Annotated in this window: 14 protein-coding genes; 10 read left to right on the top strand and 4 right to left on the bottom strand. The window is 71.3% G+C overall.

Features of this window, described 5'->3' with window-relative positions:
- The 3 genes from ACZ6B8_RS24385 to ACZ6B8_RS24375 all read right to left on the bottom strand — a co-directional run.
- Positions 1–314, bottom strand: a 314-nt coding sequence (locus tag ACZ6B8_RS24385; protein ID WP_471608591.1) for an alpha-amylase family glycosyl hydrolase, incomplete at its 3' end; no start/stop codon positions are given.
- Positions 311–2,389 (bottom strand): alpha-1,4-glucan--maltose-1-phosphate maltosyltransferase, encoded by a 2,079-nt coding sequence (locus tag ACZ6B8_RS24380; RefSeq protein ID WP_471608590.1) that lies wholly within the window; start codon positions 2,387–2,389, stop codon positions 311–313. The genes ACZ6B8_RS24380 and ACZ6B8_RS24385, both read right to left, overlap by 4 nt.
- A 59-nt stretch (positions 2,390–2,448) precedes the next feature.
- Complete coding sequence (locus tag ACZ6B8_RS24375; RefSeq protein WP_355819589.1) at positions 2,449–2,694, bottom strand: DUF5133 domain-containing protein; 246 nt, start codon at positions 2,692–2,694, stop codon at positions 2,449–2,451.
- 301 nt (positions 2,695–2,995) lie between these two features.
- Here ACZ6B8_RS24375 and ACZ6B8_RS24370 point away from each other — a divergent pair, with 301 nt between their 5' ends.
- The 6 genes from ACZ6B8_RS24370 (at position 2,996) to ACZ6B8_RS24345 (ending at position 11,628) form a co-directional block, all read left to right on the top strand.
- Positions 2,996–3,478 (top strand): pep a2, encoded by a 483-nt coding sequence (locus ACZ6B8_RS24370; RefSeq protein WP_471081415.1) that lies wholly within the window; start codon positions 2,996–2,998, stop codon positions 3,476–3,478.
- A 124-nt stretch (positions 3,479–3,602) separates the two neighbouring features.
- Positions 3,603–5,723, top strand: a complete 2,121-nt coding sequence (gene glgX / locus ACZ6B8_RS24365) for a glycogen debranching protein GlgX (RefSeq protein WP_471608589.1) — start codon at positions 3,603–3,605, stop codon at positions 5,721–5,723.
- A gap of 49 nt (positions 5,724–5,772) precedes the next feature.
- Positions 5,773–6,417 carry an endonuclease gene (locus ACZ6B8_RS24360; RefSeq protein ID WP_471608588.1) on the top strand — a complete coding sequence of 215 codons (645 nt, stop codon included), beginning with the start codon at positions 5,773–5,775 and terminating at the stop codon, positions 6,415–6,417.
- A 95-nt stretch (positions 6,418–6,512) separates the two neighbouring features.
- Entirely contained in the window at positions 6,513–8,096 is a 1,584-nt protein-coding gene (locus tag ACZ6B8_RS24355) for an FMN-binding glutamate synthase family protein (RefSeq protein ID WP_471608587.1), read from the top strand.
- A gap of 50 nt (positions 8,097–8,146) precedes the next feature.
- A complete protein-coding gene (locus ACZ6B8_RS24350) occupies positions 8,147–9,877 on the top strand; it encodes a thiamine pyrophosphate-dependent enzyme (protein ID WP_471081427.1) in 1,731 nt (576 codons plus the stop codon).
- Between the two features lie 227 nt (positions 9,878–10,104).
- Positions 10,105–11,628, top strand: coding sequence for a catalase (locus ACZ6B8_RS24345; protein WP_471081430.1), 1,524 nt, complete (start codon positions 10,105–10,107; stop codon positions 11,626–11,628).
- A gap of 90 nt (positions 11,629–11,718) precedes the next feature.
- On the opposite strand, the gene ACZ6B8_RS24340 is transcribed toward ACZ6B8_RS24345, so the two are convergent.
- Complete coding sequence (locus ACZ6B8_RS24340) at positions 11,719–13,764, bottom strand: SpoIIE family protein phosphatase (RefSeq protein WP_471608586.1); 2,046 nt, start codon at positions 13,762–13,764, stop codon at positions 11,719–11,721.
- A 261-nt stretch (positions 13,765–14,025) separates the two neighbouring features.
- On the opposite strand from ACZ6B8_RS24340, the gene ACZ6B8_RS24335 reads away from it, so the two are divergent.
- From ACZ6B8_RS24335 to ACZ6B8_RS24320, 4 genes are all read left to right on the top strand, one after another.
- A complete protein-coding gene (locus tag ACZ6B8_RS24335) occupies positions 14,026–14,292 on the top strand; it encodes a GlsB/YeaQ/YmgE family stress response membrane protein (RefSeq protein WP_389722894.1) in 267 nt (88 codons plus the stop codon).
- Between the two features lie 173 nt (positions 14,293–14,465).
- Entirely contained in the window at positions 14,466–15,095 is a 630-nt protein-coding gene (locus tag ACZ6B8_RS24330) for an alpha-ketoglutarate-dependent dioxygenase AlkB (protein WP_471608585.1), read from the top strand.
- A gap of 702 nt (positions 15,096–15,797) precedes the next feature.
- On the top strand, positions 15,798–17,210 hold the full coding sequence (locus ACZ6B8_RS24325) for a family 2B encapsulin nanocompartment shell protein (RefSeq protein WP_471608584.1): 1,413 nt from the start codon (positions 15,798–15,800) through the stop codon (positions 17,208–17,210).
- Positions 17,211–17,262: 52 nt separating this feature from the next.
- Complete coding sequence (locus ACZ6B8_RS24320; protein WP_471608583.1) at positions 17,263–18,582, top strand: family 2 encapsulin nanocompartment cargo protein terpene cyclase; 1,320 nt, start codon at positions 17,263–17,265, stop codon at positions 18,580–18,582.
- The last annotated feature ends 2 nt before the right edge of the window (positions 18,583–18,584 follow it).

Below are 18,584 nucleotides of genomic sequence, written 5' to 3'. Positions count from 1 at the left end.
GAGTCGACGAATTCCACGAAGTCGGCGAGGTCACCGAACTCGGGGAGTACGGCGGTGTAGTCGGAGACGTCGTAACCGCCGTCGCGCAGGGGGGACTTGAAGAACGGGGGCAGCCACAGGCAGTCCACCCCCAGCCACTGCAGATAGTCGAGCTTGGCGGTGATGCCCTTCAGATCGCCGATGCCGTCACCGTTGCTGTCCTGGAAGGAACGGACCAGCACCTCGTAGAAGACGGCACGCTTGAACCACTCCGGATCGAGATCTTTCTCCGGAGTGTCCTCGAAGGTGTCCTTGACGGGCTCATTGATGATCATTGCGTGGGTGACCCTCCGTTCAGTGGTGGAGACGGTCGCAGGACGAGGACGTGCGCGGGGGCCTGGCCCGGTTCGAGGCGCACGTAGTTGGTCCTGCCCCAGTGGTAGGTGTCGCCGGTGAGCTCGTCGCGCACCGGCACGGTCTCGTCCCAGCCGAGGCCGAGGCGCGGCATGTCGAGGGCGACGGTGGCCTCCTGGGTGTGGTGCGGGTCCAGGTTGACCACCACCAGCACGGTGTCGTCGCCGGAGCGCTTGCTGTAGGCGATCACCGCGTCGTTGTCGGCCCGGTGGAAGTGCAGGTCGCGCAGTTGCTGCAGGGCCGGGTGGTCCCGCCGGATCCGGTTGAGCGCGGTGATCAGGGGGGTGATGGTGCGCCCCTCGCGCTCGGCCGCCGCCCAGTCGCGCGGGCGCAGTTGGTACTTCTCCGAGTCGAGGTACTCCTCGCTCCCCGCGCCGGCCGCGGCGTTCTCGCACAGCTCGAACCCCGCGTACACGCCCCAGCTCGGCGCGAGGGTCGCGGCCAGCACGGCCCGCAGCTCGAAAGCGGGACGGCCACCCGTCCGGAGGAACTCCGAGAGGATGTCCGGGGTGTTCACGAAGAAGTTGGGCCGCAGATACGGGGCGGTCTCCCCGGCGAGCTCGGTGAGGTAGTCGGTGAGCTCCTGTTTCGTGTTCTTCCAGGTGAAGTAGGTGTACGACTGCTGGAACCCGGCCTGGGCCAGCGCCCGCACGACCGGCGGCCTGGTGAAGGCCTCGGCCAGGAAGAGCACGTCCGGGTCGGTGGCGTTGATGTCGGCCAGGACCTTTTCCCAGTAAGCGACGGGCTTGGTGTGCGGGTTGTCGACGCGGAAGATCCGTACGCCGTGGCCCATCCAGAAGCGCAGCAGCCGCACGGACTCCTCGACCAGGCCCGGCAGATCGCGGTCGAAGGCGATCGGGTAGATGTCCTGGTACTTCTTCGGCGGATTCTCCGCGTACGCGATGGAGCCGTCCGGGCGATGGGTGAACCATTCGGGGTGCTTCTCCACCCAGGGGTGGTCCGGGGAGCACTGCAACGCGAAGTCCAGCGCCACTTCGAGCCCGAGCCGCCCCGCCTCGCCCACGAACGCGTCGAAGTCCTCCAGCGTGCCCAGGTCGGGATGGACCGCGTCATGACCGCCCTCGGGCGAACCGATCGCCCATGGCACACCGACGTCGTGGGGGCCCGCGGACAGGGAGTTGCCGGGGCCCTTGCGGTAGGTGGTGCCGATGGGGTGGATCGGCGGCAGGTACACGACGTCGAACCCCATGGCCGCGATCTCCGGGAGCCGCCGCGCGGCCGTGCGGAAGGTGCCGGACACCGGCGGCGCGCCCTCGCGCACTTCGGCGCCCTCCGAGCGCGGGAAGAACTCGTACCAAGAGCCGTACAGCGCCCTGCGCCGCTCGACCAGCAGAGGCAGAGCGTCCGAACGGGTGACGCGCTCGCGCAGGGGGAACCGCGTGAGCACCGCGGTCACCGCGGGGGCCAGGGCGGCGCCGAGACGTGCGGAGGGTGTGCGCAGGTCGTCCTGCAGCGCGTCCGCGGCGGCCAGCAGGGTGCGGCGTTCCGTACCCGCCGGGGCCCCGGCCGCGGCCCGCTCGTACAGCGCCGCGCCCTCCTCCAGGACCAGCCCGACGTCGATGCCCGCGGGAATCTTGACCTCGGCCGCGCGACGCCACTCGGCCACGGGATCCGTCCACGCCTCCACCGCGTACGTCCAGCGCCCCTCCGCGTCCGGCGTCACCTCGGCGCCCCAGCGGTCGGAGCCCGGGGACAGCTCGCGCATCGGCGTCCAGGGTCCGCGCCGCCCGTCGGGGCCGCGCAGCACCACGTCGGCACCGACCGCCCCGTGTCCTTCGCCGAACACCGTCGCCGTGACCTGGAAGGTCTCGCCGGGCACGGCCTTCGCCGGGCGACGGCCGCCGTCGACGCACGGCCGGACGTCCCGCACCGGCACGGACAGCACCGCCGCCTGCGCTCGTGCCGGCGCCTGCGCCCGCGCGCGGACGGAACTCGGCGCCGCGGAGGCGGCGTTCGTCTCCGGAACTGCGGTCATCGAATCTCTCCTCCGCCGCGCTCGTGGTGGGCGCGGCCCCGGGCAGGAGCCGCGCGTGACTACTGCCCCAGACGCTCGGGCGCCGGCCGCGGCCGGCACGCGGCGCGCGGACGCAGGTACTCCTCGGCCGCCTCGGCGGCAGCCCGGGCCGTGCACTCCCCCATCAGCACACAGAGGGTGTACGCGGTGTTCTCGAAGTGCGTGCGCACGTCACGGTCGGCGGGGCGGACGAACAACAGCCGTTCCCACGACCGGTACTGACTCAGATGCCGCGCGACGACATCTTTGGCGGGCAACAGCACCACGCTGCTCACCTACGTTCTGCGACGGGTGCGACCGGAGCGCCTGGCCGACGCGGAACGGCACCGCACATGGAGGACCGGACAGCTCGCGCCGACCGGGTTTCCAGACTCATGGTGCACGCTCGACCACGCAGCGTCTTGTTGGCTATTCAACAAGTGGCCCCTGGTGCTCGTGTTGCGCGAATGGAGTAGTGCTCTCACTCTGAGACTGACTCAGGAGCGATCAGTGCTCACGCTTCGTGTTCGGGGCTCGGTCCGCAGGGCCGAAGAGGAGCGAGAGCTCCGCCGAGAGGAGCCAAGCGCAATGAAGTCGGCAACCCCCCGCTACTACCACCTCGATGTGGAGATCAGCCCGGAGAGGATCGTTCAGATCGATCGCATTCTCGCGGCCCATCTCCGGCACTGGGGCCTGGGGATCCTCGTCGAGCCCGTCGGCCACTGCACCCGTGTGCTGCTGCGGGCCATCGAGGAGCACGCAACGAACAAGCAGACGGCCGTCGAGCTGTGGTGGACGGGGCACCATCTCATCACCGGTGTGTCGGACAAGGACCGCGACCTCGGACCGCACTACGCACCGCAGGGGTTCCTCGCCCAGATCGCCGCGCTGAGCGACGGCTGGGGCAGCTGCCCGGCGGCCGACGGAAAGATCATCTGGTTCGCCCACCGCGACCGCACGCCCGACCACGCCCCTCTCTCCCCGCTCACTCCCGTGCCCTGTGTGCCCGAGTCGCTCGAGGTGCCGCAGGAGGAGACCATGGCAGTCCTGGCGGGTGTGCCGGAGACGTGAGACCCGGCGCGCAGCGGCCCGTTCGCCCCATCGGCGACGGCCGCACGCCACCCGCGCAACTGGAGGCGGAGGCCCTGCCCGTACGGGCGCGGGGCCTTCCGTCCATCGTCAGGAAGGCAGCCGTGTGCGCACCTGGACCGGATCCCCTTTCCCCCTGGGCGCCACCTACGACGGGGAGGGCACGAACTTCGCCCTGTTCAGCGAAGTGGCCCACCGCGTCGTCCTCGTCCTCTTCCACGAGGACGGGACGCACGACGACGTCACCCTCACCGAGGTCGACGGCTTCGTCTGGCACTGCTATCTGCCCGGGGTCGGCCCCGGCCAGCGGTACGGCTACCGGGTGCACGGCCCCTGGGACCCCGCCGCGGGCCACCGGTGCAACCCCGCCAAACTCCTCCTCGACCCCTACGCCCGGGCCATCGAGGGCGAGATGGACAACCACGCCTCGCTGTACGAGCGAGCGGCGCAGGGACCCGAGCGGGCGGACAGCGCGGGGCACACCCCGCTCTCCGTCGTCGTCGACACGTCCTTCGCCTGGGGGGACGACCGGCCGCCCCGTCGGCCCTACGCGGAGACGGTCGTCTACGAGGCGCACGTCCGCGGTCTGACGCAGCGGCATCCCGGGGTCCCCGCCGAGCTGCGGGGCACGTACGCGGGCCTCGCGAGCGACGCCGTCATCGACCACCTCACCTCCCTCGGGGTGACCGCCGTCGAACTGATGCCGGTGCACCAGTACGTGCAGGACGGCTTCCTGCGCGACCGCGGGCTCTCCAACTACTGGGGATACGCCTCCATCGGCTTCTTCGCCCCGCACAACGGGTACGCCGCGCGCGGCGCCCGCGGCGAGCAGGTCGACGAGTTCAAGTCGATGGTCAAGGCGCTGCACGCGGCGGGCCTCGAAGTGATTCTCGACGTGGTCTACAACCACACGGCGGAGGGCAACGAGAACGGCCCCACGCTCGCCTTCCGTGGCCTCGACAACGCCTCGTACTACCGGCTGCCGGAGGACGACCGGGCCCACTACTTCGACACCACCGGCACCGGCAACAGCCTGCTGATGCGGCACCCGAACGTCCTGCAGCTGGTCATGGACTCGCTGCGGTACTGGGTCACCGAGATGCACGTCGACGGCTTCCGCTTCGATCTGGCGGCCACGCTGGCCCGGCAGTTCCACGACGTGGACCGGCTCTCGGCCTTCTTCGACCTGGTCCAGCAGGACCCGGTGGTCAGCCGGGTCAAGCTCATCGCGGAGCCCTGGGACGTCGGCGACGGCGGCTACCAGGTGGGCAACTTCCCGCCCCTGTGGTCGGAGTGGAACGGCAAGTACCGGGACGCGGTGCGGGACTTCTGGCGGTGCGGGGACCACACGCTCGCCGAGTTCGCCTCCCGGCTGACCGGCTCGTCCGACCTCTACCAGCACGACCGGCGCCGCCCGCGGGCCAGCGTCAACTTCGTCACCGCCCACGACGGCTTCACGCTGCGCGACCTGGTCTCGTACGACGCCAAGCACAACGAGGCCAACGCGGAGGACAACCGGGACGGCGAGAGCGACAACCGCTCGTGGAACTGCGGCGCCGAGGGTCCCACCACCGACGAGCGGATCCTGGAGCTGCGCGCCCGCCAGCAGCGCAACTTCCTCGCCACCCTGATGGTCTCGCAGGGCATCCCGATGCTCGCGCACGGCGACGAACTGGGCCGTACCCAGCAGGGCAACAACAACGCCTACTGCCAGGACAACGAGCTCTCCTGGGTCGACTGGGACCTCGACGACGACCAGCGCGACCTGATCGGGTTCACCCGGCGGGCCATCGAACTGCGCGCCGCGCACCCGGTGCTGCGCAGGCGCCGCTTCTTCCGCGGCGAGCCGCCGGCCCGCGACAGCCGGCCCCTGCCCGACCTGGTGTGGCTGCGGCCCGACGCCCGGGAGATGACGGACGAGGACTGGCAGCGCCCCGACGCCCACGCCGTCGGTGTCTTCCTCAACGGCGACGCCATCGCCGAGCCCGACGCGCAGGGCAGGCCCGTGGTGGACGACTCCTTCCTGCTGCTCCTGAACAGCTGCGGGGACCCGGTCGTCTTCCGGCTGCCCGACGCCTCGTACGGCGAGCGCTGGGAGACGCGTCTGGACACCACCGATCCGCAGGGCCTCTCGGACGAGACGGAACACAAGGCCGGCGGTGAGGTGACCGTCGCCCCGCACAGCCTTCTCGTGCTCTCGCGTCCCTGTGTGGGCACGGCGTCATAGCGGGCAGGGGAACGCTGTCGGACCGGACCCATGCCAAGGAGGTGGCGCCATGGCCGGAAGGAAGGCCGTGCTGCGGGAACTGCTCAGGACCTCGGGACAGACGTACGCCGCCGAGGCGGGCATCCGGCTGACCTGCACCCCGCAGCCGCTCTACCGCACGCTCGTCCTGTCCTGCCTGCTCAGCGCCCGCATCCGGGCCTCCGTCGCGGTGGCCAGCACGCGCGCGCTCCACGACGCGGGGATGCGCGGGCCCCGGCAGATGGCCGACGCCACCTGGCAGCAGCGCGTCGACGCCCTGGGGCGTGGCGGCTACCGGCGCTACGACGAGAGGACCGCGACACAGCTCGGTGACGGCGCCCGGCTGGTGATCGACGAGTGGCACGGCGACCTGCGCCGGGTCCGGGACGAGGCCGACGGCGACGTGGCCGCCCTGAAACGCATGCTGCGGCGGGTGCCGGGCCTCGGCCCCACCGGCGTGGACATCTTCCTCCGCGAGGTGCAGGACGTATGGCCCGAGTACCGGCCGCACCTGGACGCCAAGGTGCTGCAGGGGGCGGAGCGCCTCGGCCTGCCGCGGGACGCGTCCGCGCTGCTGCGGCTCACCGACGAGCGGCCGAGCGTGGTGGCCGCCGCCCTGGTGCGGGCCGCCCTCGACGGGAAGATCGCGGAGGAGTGCCTGGAGCGGGCCGGCTAGTGCCTGTCGCGCCTCCGGCCGCCGCGCACCCCCGGGCCACGGATTCGGTGGCCCGGCTCACGTGTGACCTGCCGGATTCGGGTCACGTGAGGATCATGACCCGATTTGCAACGGTAGGCCTGCTGGTGGCGGGCGCGCTGGGCGGCGTGCTCCTCGCGCTGCTGGTGTCGCCGTGGTGGTGGCTGCTCGCGGCGCCCCTCGTGGCCCTTGCGCTCACCGGCACGTACGACATCCTCCAGCGGCGCCACAACGTGCTGCGGAACTATCCCGTGCTCGGGCATCTGCGTTATCTGATGGAGGCCCTGCGCCCGGAGCTGCAGCAGTACTTCGTGGAGCGTAACTACGACGGCAGGCCGTTCGACCGCGACACCCGCAGCATCGTCTACGAGCGGGCCAAGGGTGTCTCCGCCGAGGAGCCGTTCGGCAGCGAGCGCGACATGGACCAGCGCGGCTACGAACTGCTCATACCGTCCATGGCTCCGGTGGACGTGCCCCACGAGCCGCCCCGGATCCGCGTCGGCGGCCCCGACTGCGCCAAGCCGTACGACATGGCGCTGCTCAACGTGTCGGCGATGAGCTTCGGCTCGCTCTCCGCCAACGCCGTGCTGGCCCTCAACACCGGGGCGGCGCGCGGCGGCTTCGCGCAGGACACCGGGGAGGGCGGTCTGTCCGAGTACCACTTGCGGCCCGGCGGCGACCTCGTCTGGGAGATCGGCACCGGCTACTTCGGCTGCCGCACCCGCGACGGGGACTTCGACGCCGAGCAGTTCGCCGAGAAGGCCGCCCACCCCACCGTCCGCTGTGTGTCGCTCAAGCTGTCGCAGGGGGCGAAGCCGGGCATCGGCGGCGTCCTGCCCGGCTCCAAGGTCAACGCCGAGATCGCCTCCGTACGAGGGGTGCCGAAGGGCGAGACCGTCGTCTCGCCGCCGTACCACCGCGTCTTCTCCACCCCGCGCGAGCTCGTCCTCTTCCTCGCCCGGATGCGGGAGCTGACGGGCGGCAAGCCGGTGGGCTTCAAGCTGTGCCCCGGCTCCCGGAGGCAGTTCCTCGCCGTGTGCAAGGCGATGGCGGCCGAGGGGATCACCCCGGACTTCATCGTCGTGGACGGCGCGGAGGGCGGCACGGGCGCGGCCCCGCTGGAGTTCGCCGACCACCTCGGGCTGCCGCTCACCGACGGCCTCATCACCGTCCACGACGCGCTGACCGGCACCGGGCTGCGGGACCGCGTCCGTGTCGGAGCGAGCGGCAAGGTCGCCACGGGCGCCGACATCGTCAAGCGGCTCGCCATGGGCGCCGACTACACCAACGCGGCCCGCGCGATGATGTTCGCGGTCGGCTGCATCCAGGCCCAGCGCTGCCACACCAACCGCTGCCCGACCGGCGTCACCACCCAGGACCCGCGCCGCGCCCGCGCCCTCGACGTCGCCGACAAGTCCGCCCGCGTCACGCGCTACCAGCAGGCCACCGTGCAGAGCGCGCTGCGGATCATGGCCGCGATGGGCGTGCGCGACACCGCGCAGCTCGGCCCGCACCTGCTGCGGCGCCGCGAGGACCGCGGCCACTTGCGCTCCTACGCCGAGCTGTACGAGTGGCTCTCCCCCGGCGAGCTGCTCGCCGAGCCGCCGGAGAGTTGGGCCGCGGACTGGCGCGCGGCCGACCCGGACGCCTTCACCCTCTGACGGCACCCCCGATGTCCCGATCGCTTCCCGATCCCCCGAAAGGAACACTCATGTCCCGCACTGTTGCCCGTGTCGTGGTCGACGCCCTGGAAGAGCTCGGAGTGCGCCACGTCTTCGGCGTGGTGGGCGACGCCCTGAACCCCTTCACCGACGCCATCCGCGAATCCGGTTCCGTCGACTGGGTGGGATGCCGGCACGAGGAGGCCGCGGCCTTCGCCGCCGGCGCCCAGTCCCAGCTCACCGACACGCTCGGGGTCTGCATGGGCACCGTGGGTCCGGGCTCCGTGCACCTGCTCAACGGGCTGTACGACGCCGCCAAGAGCGGCACCCCGGTGCTCGCCATCGCCGGCCAGGTACCGCTCGCCGAGGTGGGCACCGACTACTTCCAGGAGGTCGACAACGACCTTCTCTTCCGTGATGTCGCCGTCTTCCGCGCCACCGTCACCTCACCGGAGCAGATGCCCGGCCTCCTCGAGATCGCCGTCCGCTCCGCCATCGGCCGCCGCGGCGTGGCCGTCCTGACCGTGCCCGGCGACGTCGGCGGCCAGGAGCTGGCGAACGACCGGCCCGCCCGGCTCTCCGTGGCCGGGTCCGCCAACCGGCCCGACGACCCGGTCCTGGACGAGGCGGCCGCCGCGCTCGACGACGGCGGCAAGGTCACCATGCTGGTCGGCCGAGGGGCGCGCGGCGCCCGCGAGGACGTCCTCGCCCTCGCCGACCGCCTCGGCGCGCCCATGGTGCTCACCCTGAAGGCGAAGGAGGGCTTCGAGGGCGACAACCCCTACCAGGTCGGCCAGACGGGGCTGATCGGCAACCCGGCCGCCGCCCACGCGATGGACCACGCCGACACCCTGCTGCTGCTCGGCACGGACTTCCCGTACCGGGAGTGGTACCCGGAGGGGAAGAAGGTCGTCCAGGTCGACCGGGTCGCCGAACACATCGGCCGGCGCGTGCCGGTCGACGTGGCCCTCGCCGCCGACGTCGGCCCCACCGTGCGCGGCCTGCTCACCCGCCTGAAGCGGCGCGAGGACCGCGGGCACCTGGACGGAGCGCGGGAGAAGTTCGCCAAGTGGCAGCAGGGCCAGCAGCGGCTGGCCCGCCCCGACCACGACCACGGCCTGGTCGGCAAGGTGCGGTCCGCCCTCGACAACCGCGACCACCTGGTGCGTCCGGAGGCGCTGGCCGCCGCGGTGGACTCCGTCGCCGCCGACGACGCCGTCTTCACCTCCGACACCGGCATGGCCACGGTGTGGCTGTCGCGCTTCGTGGAGATGCGCGGGTCCCGCCGGCTGCTCGGCTCGTACAACCTCGGCTCGATGGCCAACGCGATGCCGCAGGCGATCGGCGCGCAGCTCCTGGACCCCGAACGGCAGGTCGTCGCCTTCTGCGGCGACGGCGGCCTCGGGATGCTGCTCGGTGACCTGATGACCATCCGCAGCAAGCAGCTGCCGGTCAAGCTGGTCGTCTTCGACAACCAGCGGCTGGGGATGGTGAAGCTGGAGCAGGAGGAGGCGGGCCTGCCGGAGTTCGGCACCGAGCTCGACAACCCGGACTTCGCCGCCGTCGCGGAGTCGATGGGCATCACGGGCATCCGGGTGACCCGGGCGGAGGAGCTGACCGCGGCCGTCGAGCGGGCGTTCGCCACGCCGGGCCCGGTGCTCCTGGACGTCCTCACCAACCCCGAGGAGATCGCGGTGCCGGCCAAGCCGACCGTGCAGCAGGGCTGGGGGTTCGCCATCGCCAAGATCCGCGAGAACCTCTCCAGCTCGGACGGCCGCTGACTCGGGCGGCCGCTGAACCGAAGCCGAACCAGACAGATGTGCGGAGCAGGTATTGGCGGCGCCAAGCCGGGCACTCGATGGCTGTCCGGTGAGAGATCCAGCCGGGTCTCCCCGGGGTCGTACCCGGGCCGCACCCGGAACGGCGAAATAGCAGCACCGCAGGAAAAGCCGCAATATGGACTTATCGCCAACGCCAGACACCGCCGCAGGAAAGGCACACGTAGCCCATGAACGACGCCACAGGTAAGGCCACCACCACCGATGCCGGCGTTCCGGTCGAGAGCGACGAACACTCGCTCACCGTTGGCGCCGGTGGCCCGATCCTCCTGCAGGACGGCTATCTGATCGAACAGATGGCCCAGTTCAACCGGGAGCGCATCCCCGAACGGCAGCCGCACGCGAAGGGCAGCGGCGCCTTCGGCCACTTCGAGGTCACCGCCGACGTCAGCGCGTACACGAAGGCCGCGGTCTTCCAGCCCGGGACCCGGACCGACCTCGTGGCCCGGTTCTCCACCGTGGCCGGAGAGCGCGGATCCCCGGACACCTGGCGGGACCCGCGCGGTTTCGCGCTGAAGTTCTACACGTCCGAGGGCAACTACGACATGGTCGGGAACAACACCCCGGTCTTCTTCGTGAAGGACCCGATGAAGTTCCAGCACTTCATCCGGTCCCAGAAGCGCAGGGCGGACAACAACCTCCGCGACCACGACATGCAGTGGGACTTCTGGACCCTCTCGCCGGAGTCGGCCCACCAGGTCACCTGGCTGATGGGCGACCGGGGCATCCCGCGCACCTGGCGCCACATGAACGGCTACACCTCGCACACGTACATGTGGATCAACGCGCAGGGCGAGCGGTTCTGGGTGAAGTACCACTTCAAGACCGACCAGGGCGTGGAGTGTTTCACCCAGCACGAGGCCGACCAGATGGCCGCGGCCGACACCGACTACCACACCCGGGACCTCTTCGAGCACATCCGGGACGGCGACTTCCCCAGCTGGACGCTGTACGTGCAGATCATGCCGTACGAGGAGGCGGCCACCTACCGGTTCAACCCGTTCGACCTGACCAAGGTGTGGCCGCACGGCGACTACCCGCTGATCGAGGTCGGCAGGATGACGCTGGACCGCAACCCCACGGACAACCACGCCGAGATCGAGCAGGCGGCGTTCCAGCCGAACAACCTGGTGCCGGGCATCGGTCCCAGCCCCGACCGGATGCTCCTCGCGCGGCTGTTCTCCTACGCCGACGCGCACCGCCACCGGATCGGCGGCAACTACCAGCAGCTGCCCGTCAACGCGCCCGTCGTGCCGGTGCACTCGTACTCCAAGGACGGAGCCATGGCCTACCGCAAGGTCACGGATCCGGTGTACGCGCCGAACTCCAAGGGCGGCCCGGCGGCCGACACCGCCCGTTACGGCAACCCGCCCAGCTGGCACGCGGACGGCGAGATCACCCGCGCCGCCTACGTCGACCACGCCGAGGACGACGACTGGGGCCAGCCGGGCACCATGGTGCGCGAGGTCCTCGACGACGCGGCGCGCGAGCGCCTCGTGGACAACGTCGTGGGGCATCTCCTCAACGGCGTGACCGAGCCGGTGCTCCAGCGGGCCTTCGAGTACTGGAAGAACATCGACAAGTCGGTGGGCGAGCGCATCGAGCAGGGTGTGCGCGCCAAGGCGAACGAGAAGGACCCGAAGGCCGACCAGCAGGCCAACCCGGCGCGGAGCAGCATGCAGGACAAGGCCTGACCCGCGTCCGACGCGACAACCGGTAGTGTGCCGCCGCCCGAAGGATGGCGGCACCTCCATGTGTGCCGCCGGCCGGCCGCGTACGAGTGATCAGGCGTCCGGCACCGCGAAGTCGCACCAGACGGCCTTGCCCTCGCCGCGTGGTTCGACGCCCCAGCCGGACGCGACCGCCTCCACCAGGAGCATCCCCCGGCCCGAGGTGGCGGTCTCCCCCGGCGTCCGCTTGCGCGGGCGGTCGCTGGAGCGGTCCTTCACCCAGAGCCGGACGCGGCGCGGCGGTCCCGTGAGCACCTCCAGGGTGAGGATCGCGCCGCCTTCGGTGTGCACCAGGGAGTTGACGAGGAGTTCACCCGCGGCCACCTCGACGTCGTCGGCGACCATGCCGAGGCCCCAGGAGGCGAGGTGCTCCCGCAGCGCCGCGCGCGCGTCGGCGAGGCCCTCGGGGTCGGCCTGGTGCACGTACCGGTGGATGCGCGGCTCCTGGAGAGTGCCGGGGTCGGGGAGGCGGCGCAGCACCAGGAGCGCCACGTCGTCACCGGTGCCCCAGCGCTCCCACAGCGCGTTCGAGAGGTGGTCCGCCAGCTCCTCCGCCGATTCGGGTGCGGCGCGCAGCACCTCGGCGAGGTTCCGCATGCCGGTGTCGAGGTCGAGTCCGGCGTCCTCGACGAGTCCGTCGGTGCACAGCACCATGGTCTCGCCGGGCACCAGGTCGAGCCGGACCTCGGGGTAGTCCTCCATGCCGAACTCCGTGGCCAGCCCCAGCGGCAGCCCGCCGCGCACCCGGGGCACGCCGACCCGGCCGTCCTGATGGCGCACGAGCGGTGGCAGATGTCCGGCCCGCACCGCGCGCACGATGCCGGTGGCGGGGTCGAACTGGGCGTAGGTGCAGGTGGCGAACCGCTCGGTGTCCAGCTCGGCCAGGAAGCGGGAGGTGCGCGAGAGCACCGTCGCGGGCGGGTGCCCCTCGCCGGCGAAGGCGCGCAGGGCGATGCGCAGCTGCCCCATGATGGCGGCGGCGTGGGTGTCATGTCCCTGGACGTCCCCGACGACCACGCCGATGCGCCCACGGGGCAGGGTGATGACGTCGTAGAAGTCGCCGCCGACGTCACGGCCGCCCCAGGCGGCGTGGTAGCGCACGGCCACCTCGGTGTCCGCGACCTCGGGGATCCCCCGCGGCAACATGGTGGCCTGGAGGCTCTTGGCGAGGTCGCGCTCCTCGTCGAAGAGCATGGCGCGCTGCAAGGACTGGGCGACGATGCCGGAGAGGCCGATGCACAGGTTGCGGTCCGCGTCACTGAAGTTCCTGCGGCCCCGGTAGAACAACGCGAGTCCGCCGATGGCGCGGTCCTGCGCGACGAGCGGCAGGAACGCCGCCGAGTCCAGCTTCATCTCCTCGATGTAGGGCCGCAGCCGGGTGAAGCGCCGGGCCAGGTCGGGCAGCGAGCCCACGAACCGGGGCTGGCGGGTCATGACGGCCTCGGCGAGCGGCAGCGACTCGTCGACCTTGTACAGCTTGAGTTCGTCGAGGACCTGCATCGAGTGGCCCACCAGCGCGATGAGCTTGAGGTTCTCTCCCTCGACGAGGCCGAGGACGAGGCCGTCGGCGGCGAAGCGGTCGAGGCCGGACGCGCCGGAGAGCACGGCCACCACGTCGTCGACGGTGACGGCCCGCGAAAGGGCCTGCGTGGTGCCCTGCACCATCAGGGCGATGCCCTGGCGGCGCTCCTCACGGGCGTCGGTGGCCGCGAGTTCGGCACCGTCGCTCGCGGCATCCCGCAGGGTGCCGATGACGCGTACGGCCAGTCCCTCCGGGGAGCGCGTGATGTGGCCGCGGGCGTGGCCGAGGTGCAGGGAGCCGTCGCGGTGCCGAGCCCTGAAGTAGACCCCGTAGTGGTCGGCGCCGGTGTTCACGGCCTCGGTGACCGCGTAGTTGATCCGGACGGCCTCTTCGGGGGGCAGCCGCCCCTGGAGCGAGCCGACGGTGCCCTCGAACTCCTCGGGGCGCAGGTCGAGCAGGGCGAGCGAGCCGGCGTCGAGGCTGAGCTCACCGCTGACCAGGTCCCAGTCGAAGCAGCCCACGCCGGTCAGGAGCAGGCACCGTTCCAGCTCGATGGGGGGCTTCTTGGCTGACGTCATATCTGTCTCCGGTATGCCGCCTCGCCACCTTATGCGCCAACTGCCCGGCGCGCGCGGCCGGGCACCTCGGGTGACGATGGTGACCGCGGGCCCCTTCCGCCACCGGGCGGCGCCGAAACCGCGACCTTCGTCCCTCGTGACGTGACCTTGGTCCTGTGTGAGACGCCCGGAGCGGGACATCCGTCACGGTGTCGGACAGCAGGTCTCCTGCCGTCACGTGAACAAGCGACCGTCTTGTACGCAAGCGAAAGGAACGTACTCGTGGGCATCATCGCCTGGATCCTGATCGGTCTCATCGCCGGAGCCATCGCCAAGGCCCTCACGCCCGGCAAGGACCCGGGCGGCTGCCTCGTGACGATGCTCATCGGCATCGTCGGTGGTCTGCTCGGCGGCTGGCTGGGCAAGGTCATCTTCGGTGTTCACTCGATCAACGGCTTCTTCCACCTGTCGACGTGGATCGCCGCCATCGTCGGCTCCGTGATCGTGCTGTTCCTCTACCGGCTCTTCACCGGCAAGCGGGCGCACTGACCCGAACGGCGCAACGCGCGGCGCCCGCCCGGTGCCGACGACTCGGAGGCCTTCTCCGTCGTCGGTACCGGGCGGGCGCTTTTCGCGCGCCCGCGCGCGGGCCTCGCCGGTCCGCGCGGCCCCGCCGCGAACATAATTCGTGCACGCGTTCGATTCAGGTGTAGCCTGGTCCCATGTCCGGCCACCAGCTCCAGGGATCGCTCTTCGACCAGAGCGACGACGTACGCCTGGGCTCCCTGGAGGGCCTTCGCAGGACGGTCCTCGGCGACGGGGCGTGGATCGACCTCCTGCCGGGCTGGCTCCGGGGCGCCGACGAACTGTTCGAACGCCTGGCCACGGACGTCCCGTGGAAGGCCGAACGCCGGCAGATGTACGAGAGGGTCGTGGCCGTGCCGCGCCTGCTGTCCTTCTACGGCGCCGGCGAACCACTCCCCCACCCCGTCCTCGACGAGGCTCGGCGGTCCCTCTCCGCGCACTACGCCGACGAGCTCGGCGAACCGTTCACGACGGCCGGCCTGTGCCACTACCGCGACGGGCGGGACAGCGTCGCCTGGCACGGCGACCGCATCGGACGCGGCGCCCGCGAGAACACGATGGTCGCCATCCTCTCCGTGGGAGCACCCCGCGACCTGCTGCTCCGCCCGCTGCGCGGCGGCGGGACCGTCCGGCGGCCGCTCGGGCACGGCGATCTGATCGTGATGGGCGGATCCTGCCAGCGGACCTGGGAGCACGCGATCCCGAAGTCGGCCCGGGCCACCGGCGGACGCATCAGCGTCCAGTTCCGGCCGCACGGAGTGCGCTGATCCGGTCGTTCGGGGTGCGCTGACCGCCCGCCGTCAGCCCCGGGGGCGGGCGAGCGCGAAGACGTGCCGACGGACAGCCGCGCGTCCACGAGCCACTCGGCGACGGAGGCTTCCCGGGGCGCTCGACGTCACCGTCTCGCAGTGGGCCGCCGCAAGCACGCGTACCGTCGGCAGGGTCGACACCCTTCAGCGAGTACGGACGACGAGTGGTGCCGGCGGTCGGCCGTGGCCGGTCCGTCCCCTCGACTCGGCGCCCCGCTCGCACTCCGGGCGGCGCACGCGAGGGGCTCGGACGGAAGTGCCGTGCCGCGGACGGGACATGACGCGGCGCTCACCGAAGTGTGACCGCATCCGCCGCCCCGTCGTGCTGTGCCCTGACGCGATTCGGACAGCCACCGGTGGGATCGACGGCGGCACATGCGACAGGCATGCGCAGGGTGCGGGCGCGAGCGGCCCGCACGGCCCGTCGGGGATCACCCCGCACATCACGGCTGGATCCCGTCGGTACCCGGGCAAACATCGCAAGGGCGCGATCATCGTATCGAGTTAATGTCGTCGGCTTTTCCTGGTCCGGCGGGTGGAGCGGCCCTTAGTGTTCCCCTGGATCTGGACGGATTCCCGTTCCTATACCCCTTTTTCCTCCTGTTGCCCGATGGCGCCCGTATCGGCGCGTACCCGCCATGACCAAGGAGAGCCCGCCTGATGACCGTTGACTCGAGCCCGCAGGCCCGGACGGCGCCGCCCAAGCAGTCCAGCCTGGGCACGGCCGCCGCCCGGAACCTCGCCACCACGACCAAGTCCGCCCCGCAGATGCAGGAGATCACCTCCCGCTGGCTGCTGCGGATGCTCCCCTGGGTGGAGACCAAGGGCGGCGCCTACCGCGTGAACCGCCGGCTGAGCTACACCGTCGGCGACGGACGCGTGGACTTCATCCAGGACGGCGGCACCGTCCGGGTCATCCCGGGCGAACTCGGTGAACTGGCCCCGCTGCGCGGCTTCGACGACGAGGAGGTGCTCCGCGCCCTCGCCGGCCGGTGCGTCCAGCGCGACTTCGAGGTGGGCGAGACGCTGGTCGAGCGCGGCGCGCCCGCAGACCGGCTCCACCTGATCGCCCACGGCCGCATCGGCCAGACCACCGAGGGCCCGTACGGCGACGAGGTCGCCCTCGACGTGCTCGCGGACGGCGACCGGTTCGGGGACGACGCGCTGCTCGACGAGGGCGCCCGCTGGGAGCAGACGGCGACCGCCGAGACCTCCGGCACGCTGCTCACCCTGTCCCGCGAGGACTTCAACGCCGTGCTCTCCTCGGCGTCGAGCCTGCGCGACCACATCGAGGAGTACAAGGCGCGTGGCGACCGCCGGCAGAACCATCGCGGCGAGGCGGAGATCGCGATGTCGGCCGGGCACACCGGCGAGGCGGAGCTGCCGGGCGCGTTCGTCGACTACGAGGAGAAGCCGCGGGAGTACGAACTCTCCGTCGCCCAGACCATTCTGCGGATCCACACCCGGGTTGCCGATCTCTACAACGGCCCGATGAACCAGACCAAGGAACAACTGCGGCTCACCATCGAGGCGTTGCGCGAACGCCAGGAGCACGAGCTGATCAACAACCGGGAGTTCGGCCTGCTCCACAACGCCGACTTCAAGCAGCGCATCCAGCCGCACTCCGGCCCGCCCACCCCGGACGACCTGGACGAACTGCTGTGCCGCCGGCGCGGATCCAAGTTCTTCCTCGCGCACCCCAAGACCATCGCGGCGATCGGGCGCGAGCTGAACGCGCGCGGCGTCTACCCGGACCACGTCGACCTCGGCGGCCAGCAGGTGCCCGCCTGGCGCGGCGTACCGATTCTGCCCTGCAACAAGATCCCGATCAGCAAGGAGAAGACCAGCTCGATCCTCTGCATGCGTACCGGCGAGGAGAACCAGGGCGTCATCGGTCTGCACCAGACCGGTCTCCCGGACGAGTACGAGCCGGGCCTCTCGGTCCGTTTCATGGGCCTCGACGAGAAGGCGATCACCTCTTACCTCGTCAGCACCTACTACTCCGCCGCGATCCTCGTGCCGGACGCGGTCGGCGTCCTGGAGAACGTGCAGATCGCCCGCTGGCCCAAGTAGTAGCGGTCGCCCGTAGTGGCCCCCGCAGCGGCCCACCTTCAAGGAGCCATTGATGCCCGCGCCTGAGCCGACCCCCCCGCAGCCGAGTGCGCCGGAGGCCGTCACCCCTTTCGGGGCGGACGTCCTCGCGGACGCCGCGGCCCGCGCCTGCGACATCAGGGCCGCGTTCGGCGACCCGCCCGCCGCGCCCGACCTGCCCACCCCTTCACCACCACCCGAGGCTTCCGCCGCTCCCGCCGCTCCACCGGCCGAAGTACCGGGGGCCGGGGGCGGTCTGGCGCGGCTGCTCAGCGGCCCCAGCGGGATCGGCACCGCCGGTCTGCGGCTCGTCCCGCGCGAGGAGCCACCGCCGGCGGCGCCCGCGGCCCCGGCCGCCGCGCCGTCCGAGGCGGAGGGCACCCCGATCCCGGGCCTCTACCACCATCCGGTGCCCGAGCCGGATCCCGCCCGGGTCGAGGAGGTCAGCCGCCGGATCAAGTCCTGGGCGCTGGACGAGGTGAGCCTCTACCCCGACGACTGGGAGGAGGAGTTCGACGGCTTCCTGGTGGGGCGCTACATGGTGGGCTGCCACCCGGACGCCCCGACCGTCGACCATCTGATGCTCGCCACCCGGCTGATGGTGGCCGAGAACGCGGTGGACGACTGCTACTGCGAGGACCACGGCGGCTCCCCCGACGGTCTCGGGGAGCGGCTGCTCCTCGCGCACACCGCCCTCGACCCGCTGTACACCACGCGGGAGTACCAGCCGCAGTGGGAGAAGTCGCTCCACTCGGACGCTCCCCGGCGGGCCTACCGCTCCGCCATGGAGTACTTCGTCGAGGCGTCCACCGCCTCCCAGGCCGACCGGTACCGGCACGACATGGCCAGGCTCCACCTCGGCTACCTCGCCGAGGCGGCCTGGGCGCAGCTGGACCACGTACCGGAGGTGTGGGAGTACCTGGCGATGCGCCAGTTCAACAACTTCCGCCCCTGCCCCACCATCACCGACACCGTCGGCGGCTACGAACTGCCGGCGGACCTGCACGCACAGCCCGCCATGCAGAAGGTCATCGCGCTCGCGGGCAACGCGACGACCATCGTCAACGACCTGTACTCGTACACCAAGGAGCTCGCCTCCCCCGGCCGGCACCTGAACCTGCCGGTGGTGATCGCCGAGCGCGAGGGTCTCTCCGACCGGGAGGCCTATCTGAAGTCGGTCGAGGTCCACAACGACCTGATGCACGACTTCGAGGCCGAGGCCGCTGCCCTGGCCGCCGCCTGTCCGGTGCCGACCGTGCAGCGCTTCCTGCGGGGCGTGGCCGCGTGGGTCGACGGCAACCACCACTGGCACCGGACGAACACCTACCGCTACAGCCTGCCCGACTTCTGGTAAGA

This window comes from Streptomyces sp. NPDC041122, assembly GCF_055592445.1.
The sequence above is the reverse complement of the archived record's forward strand: the minus strand, read 5'-3'. Positions and strand labels throughout refer to the sequence as shown.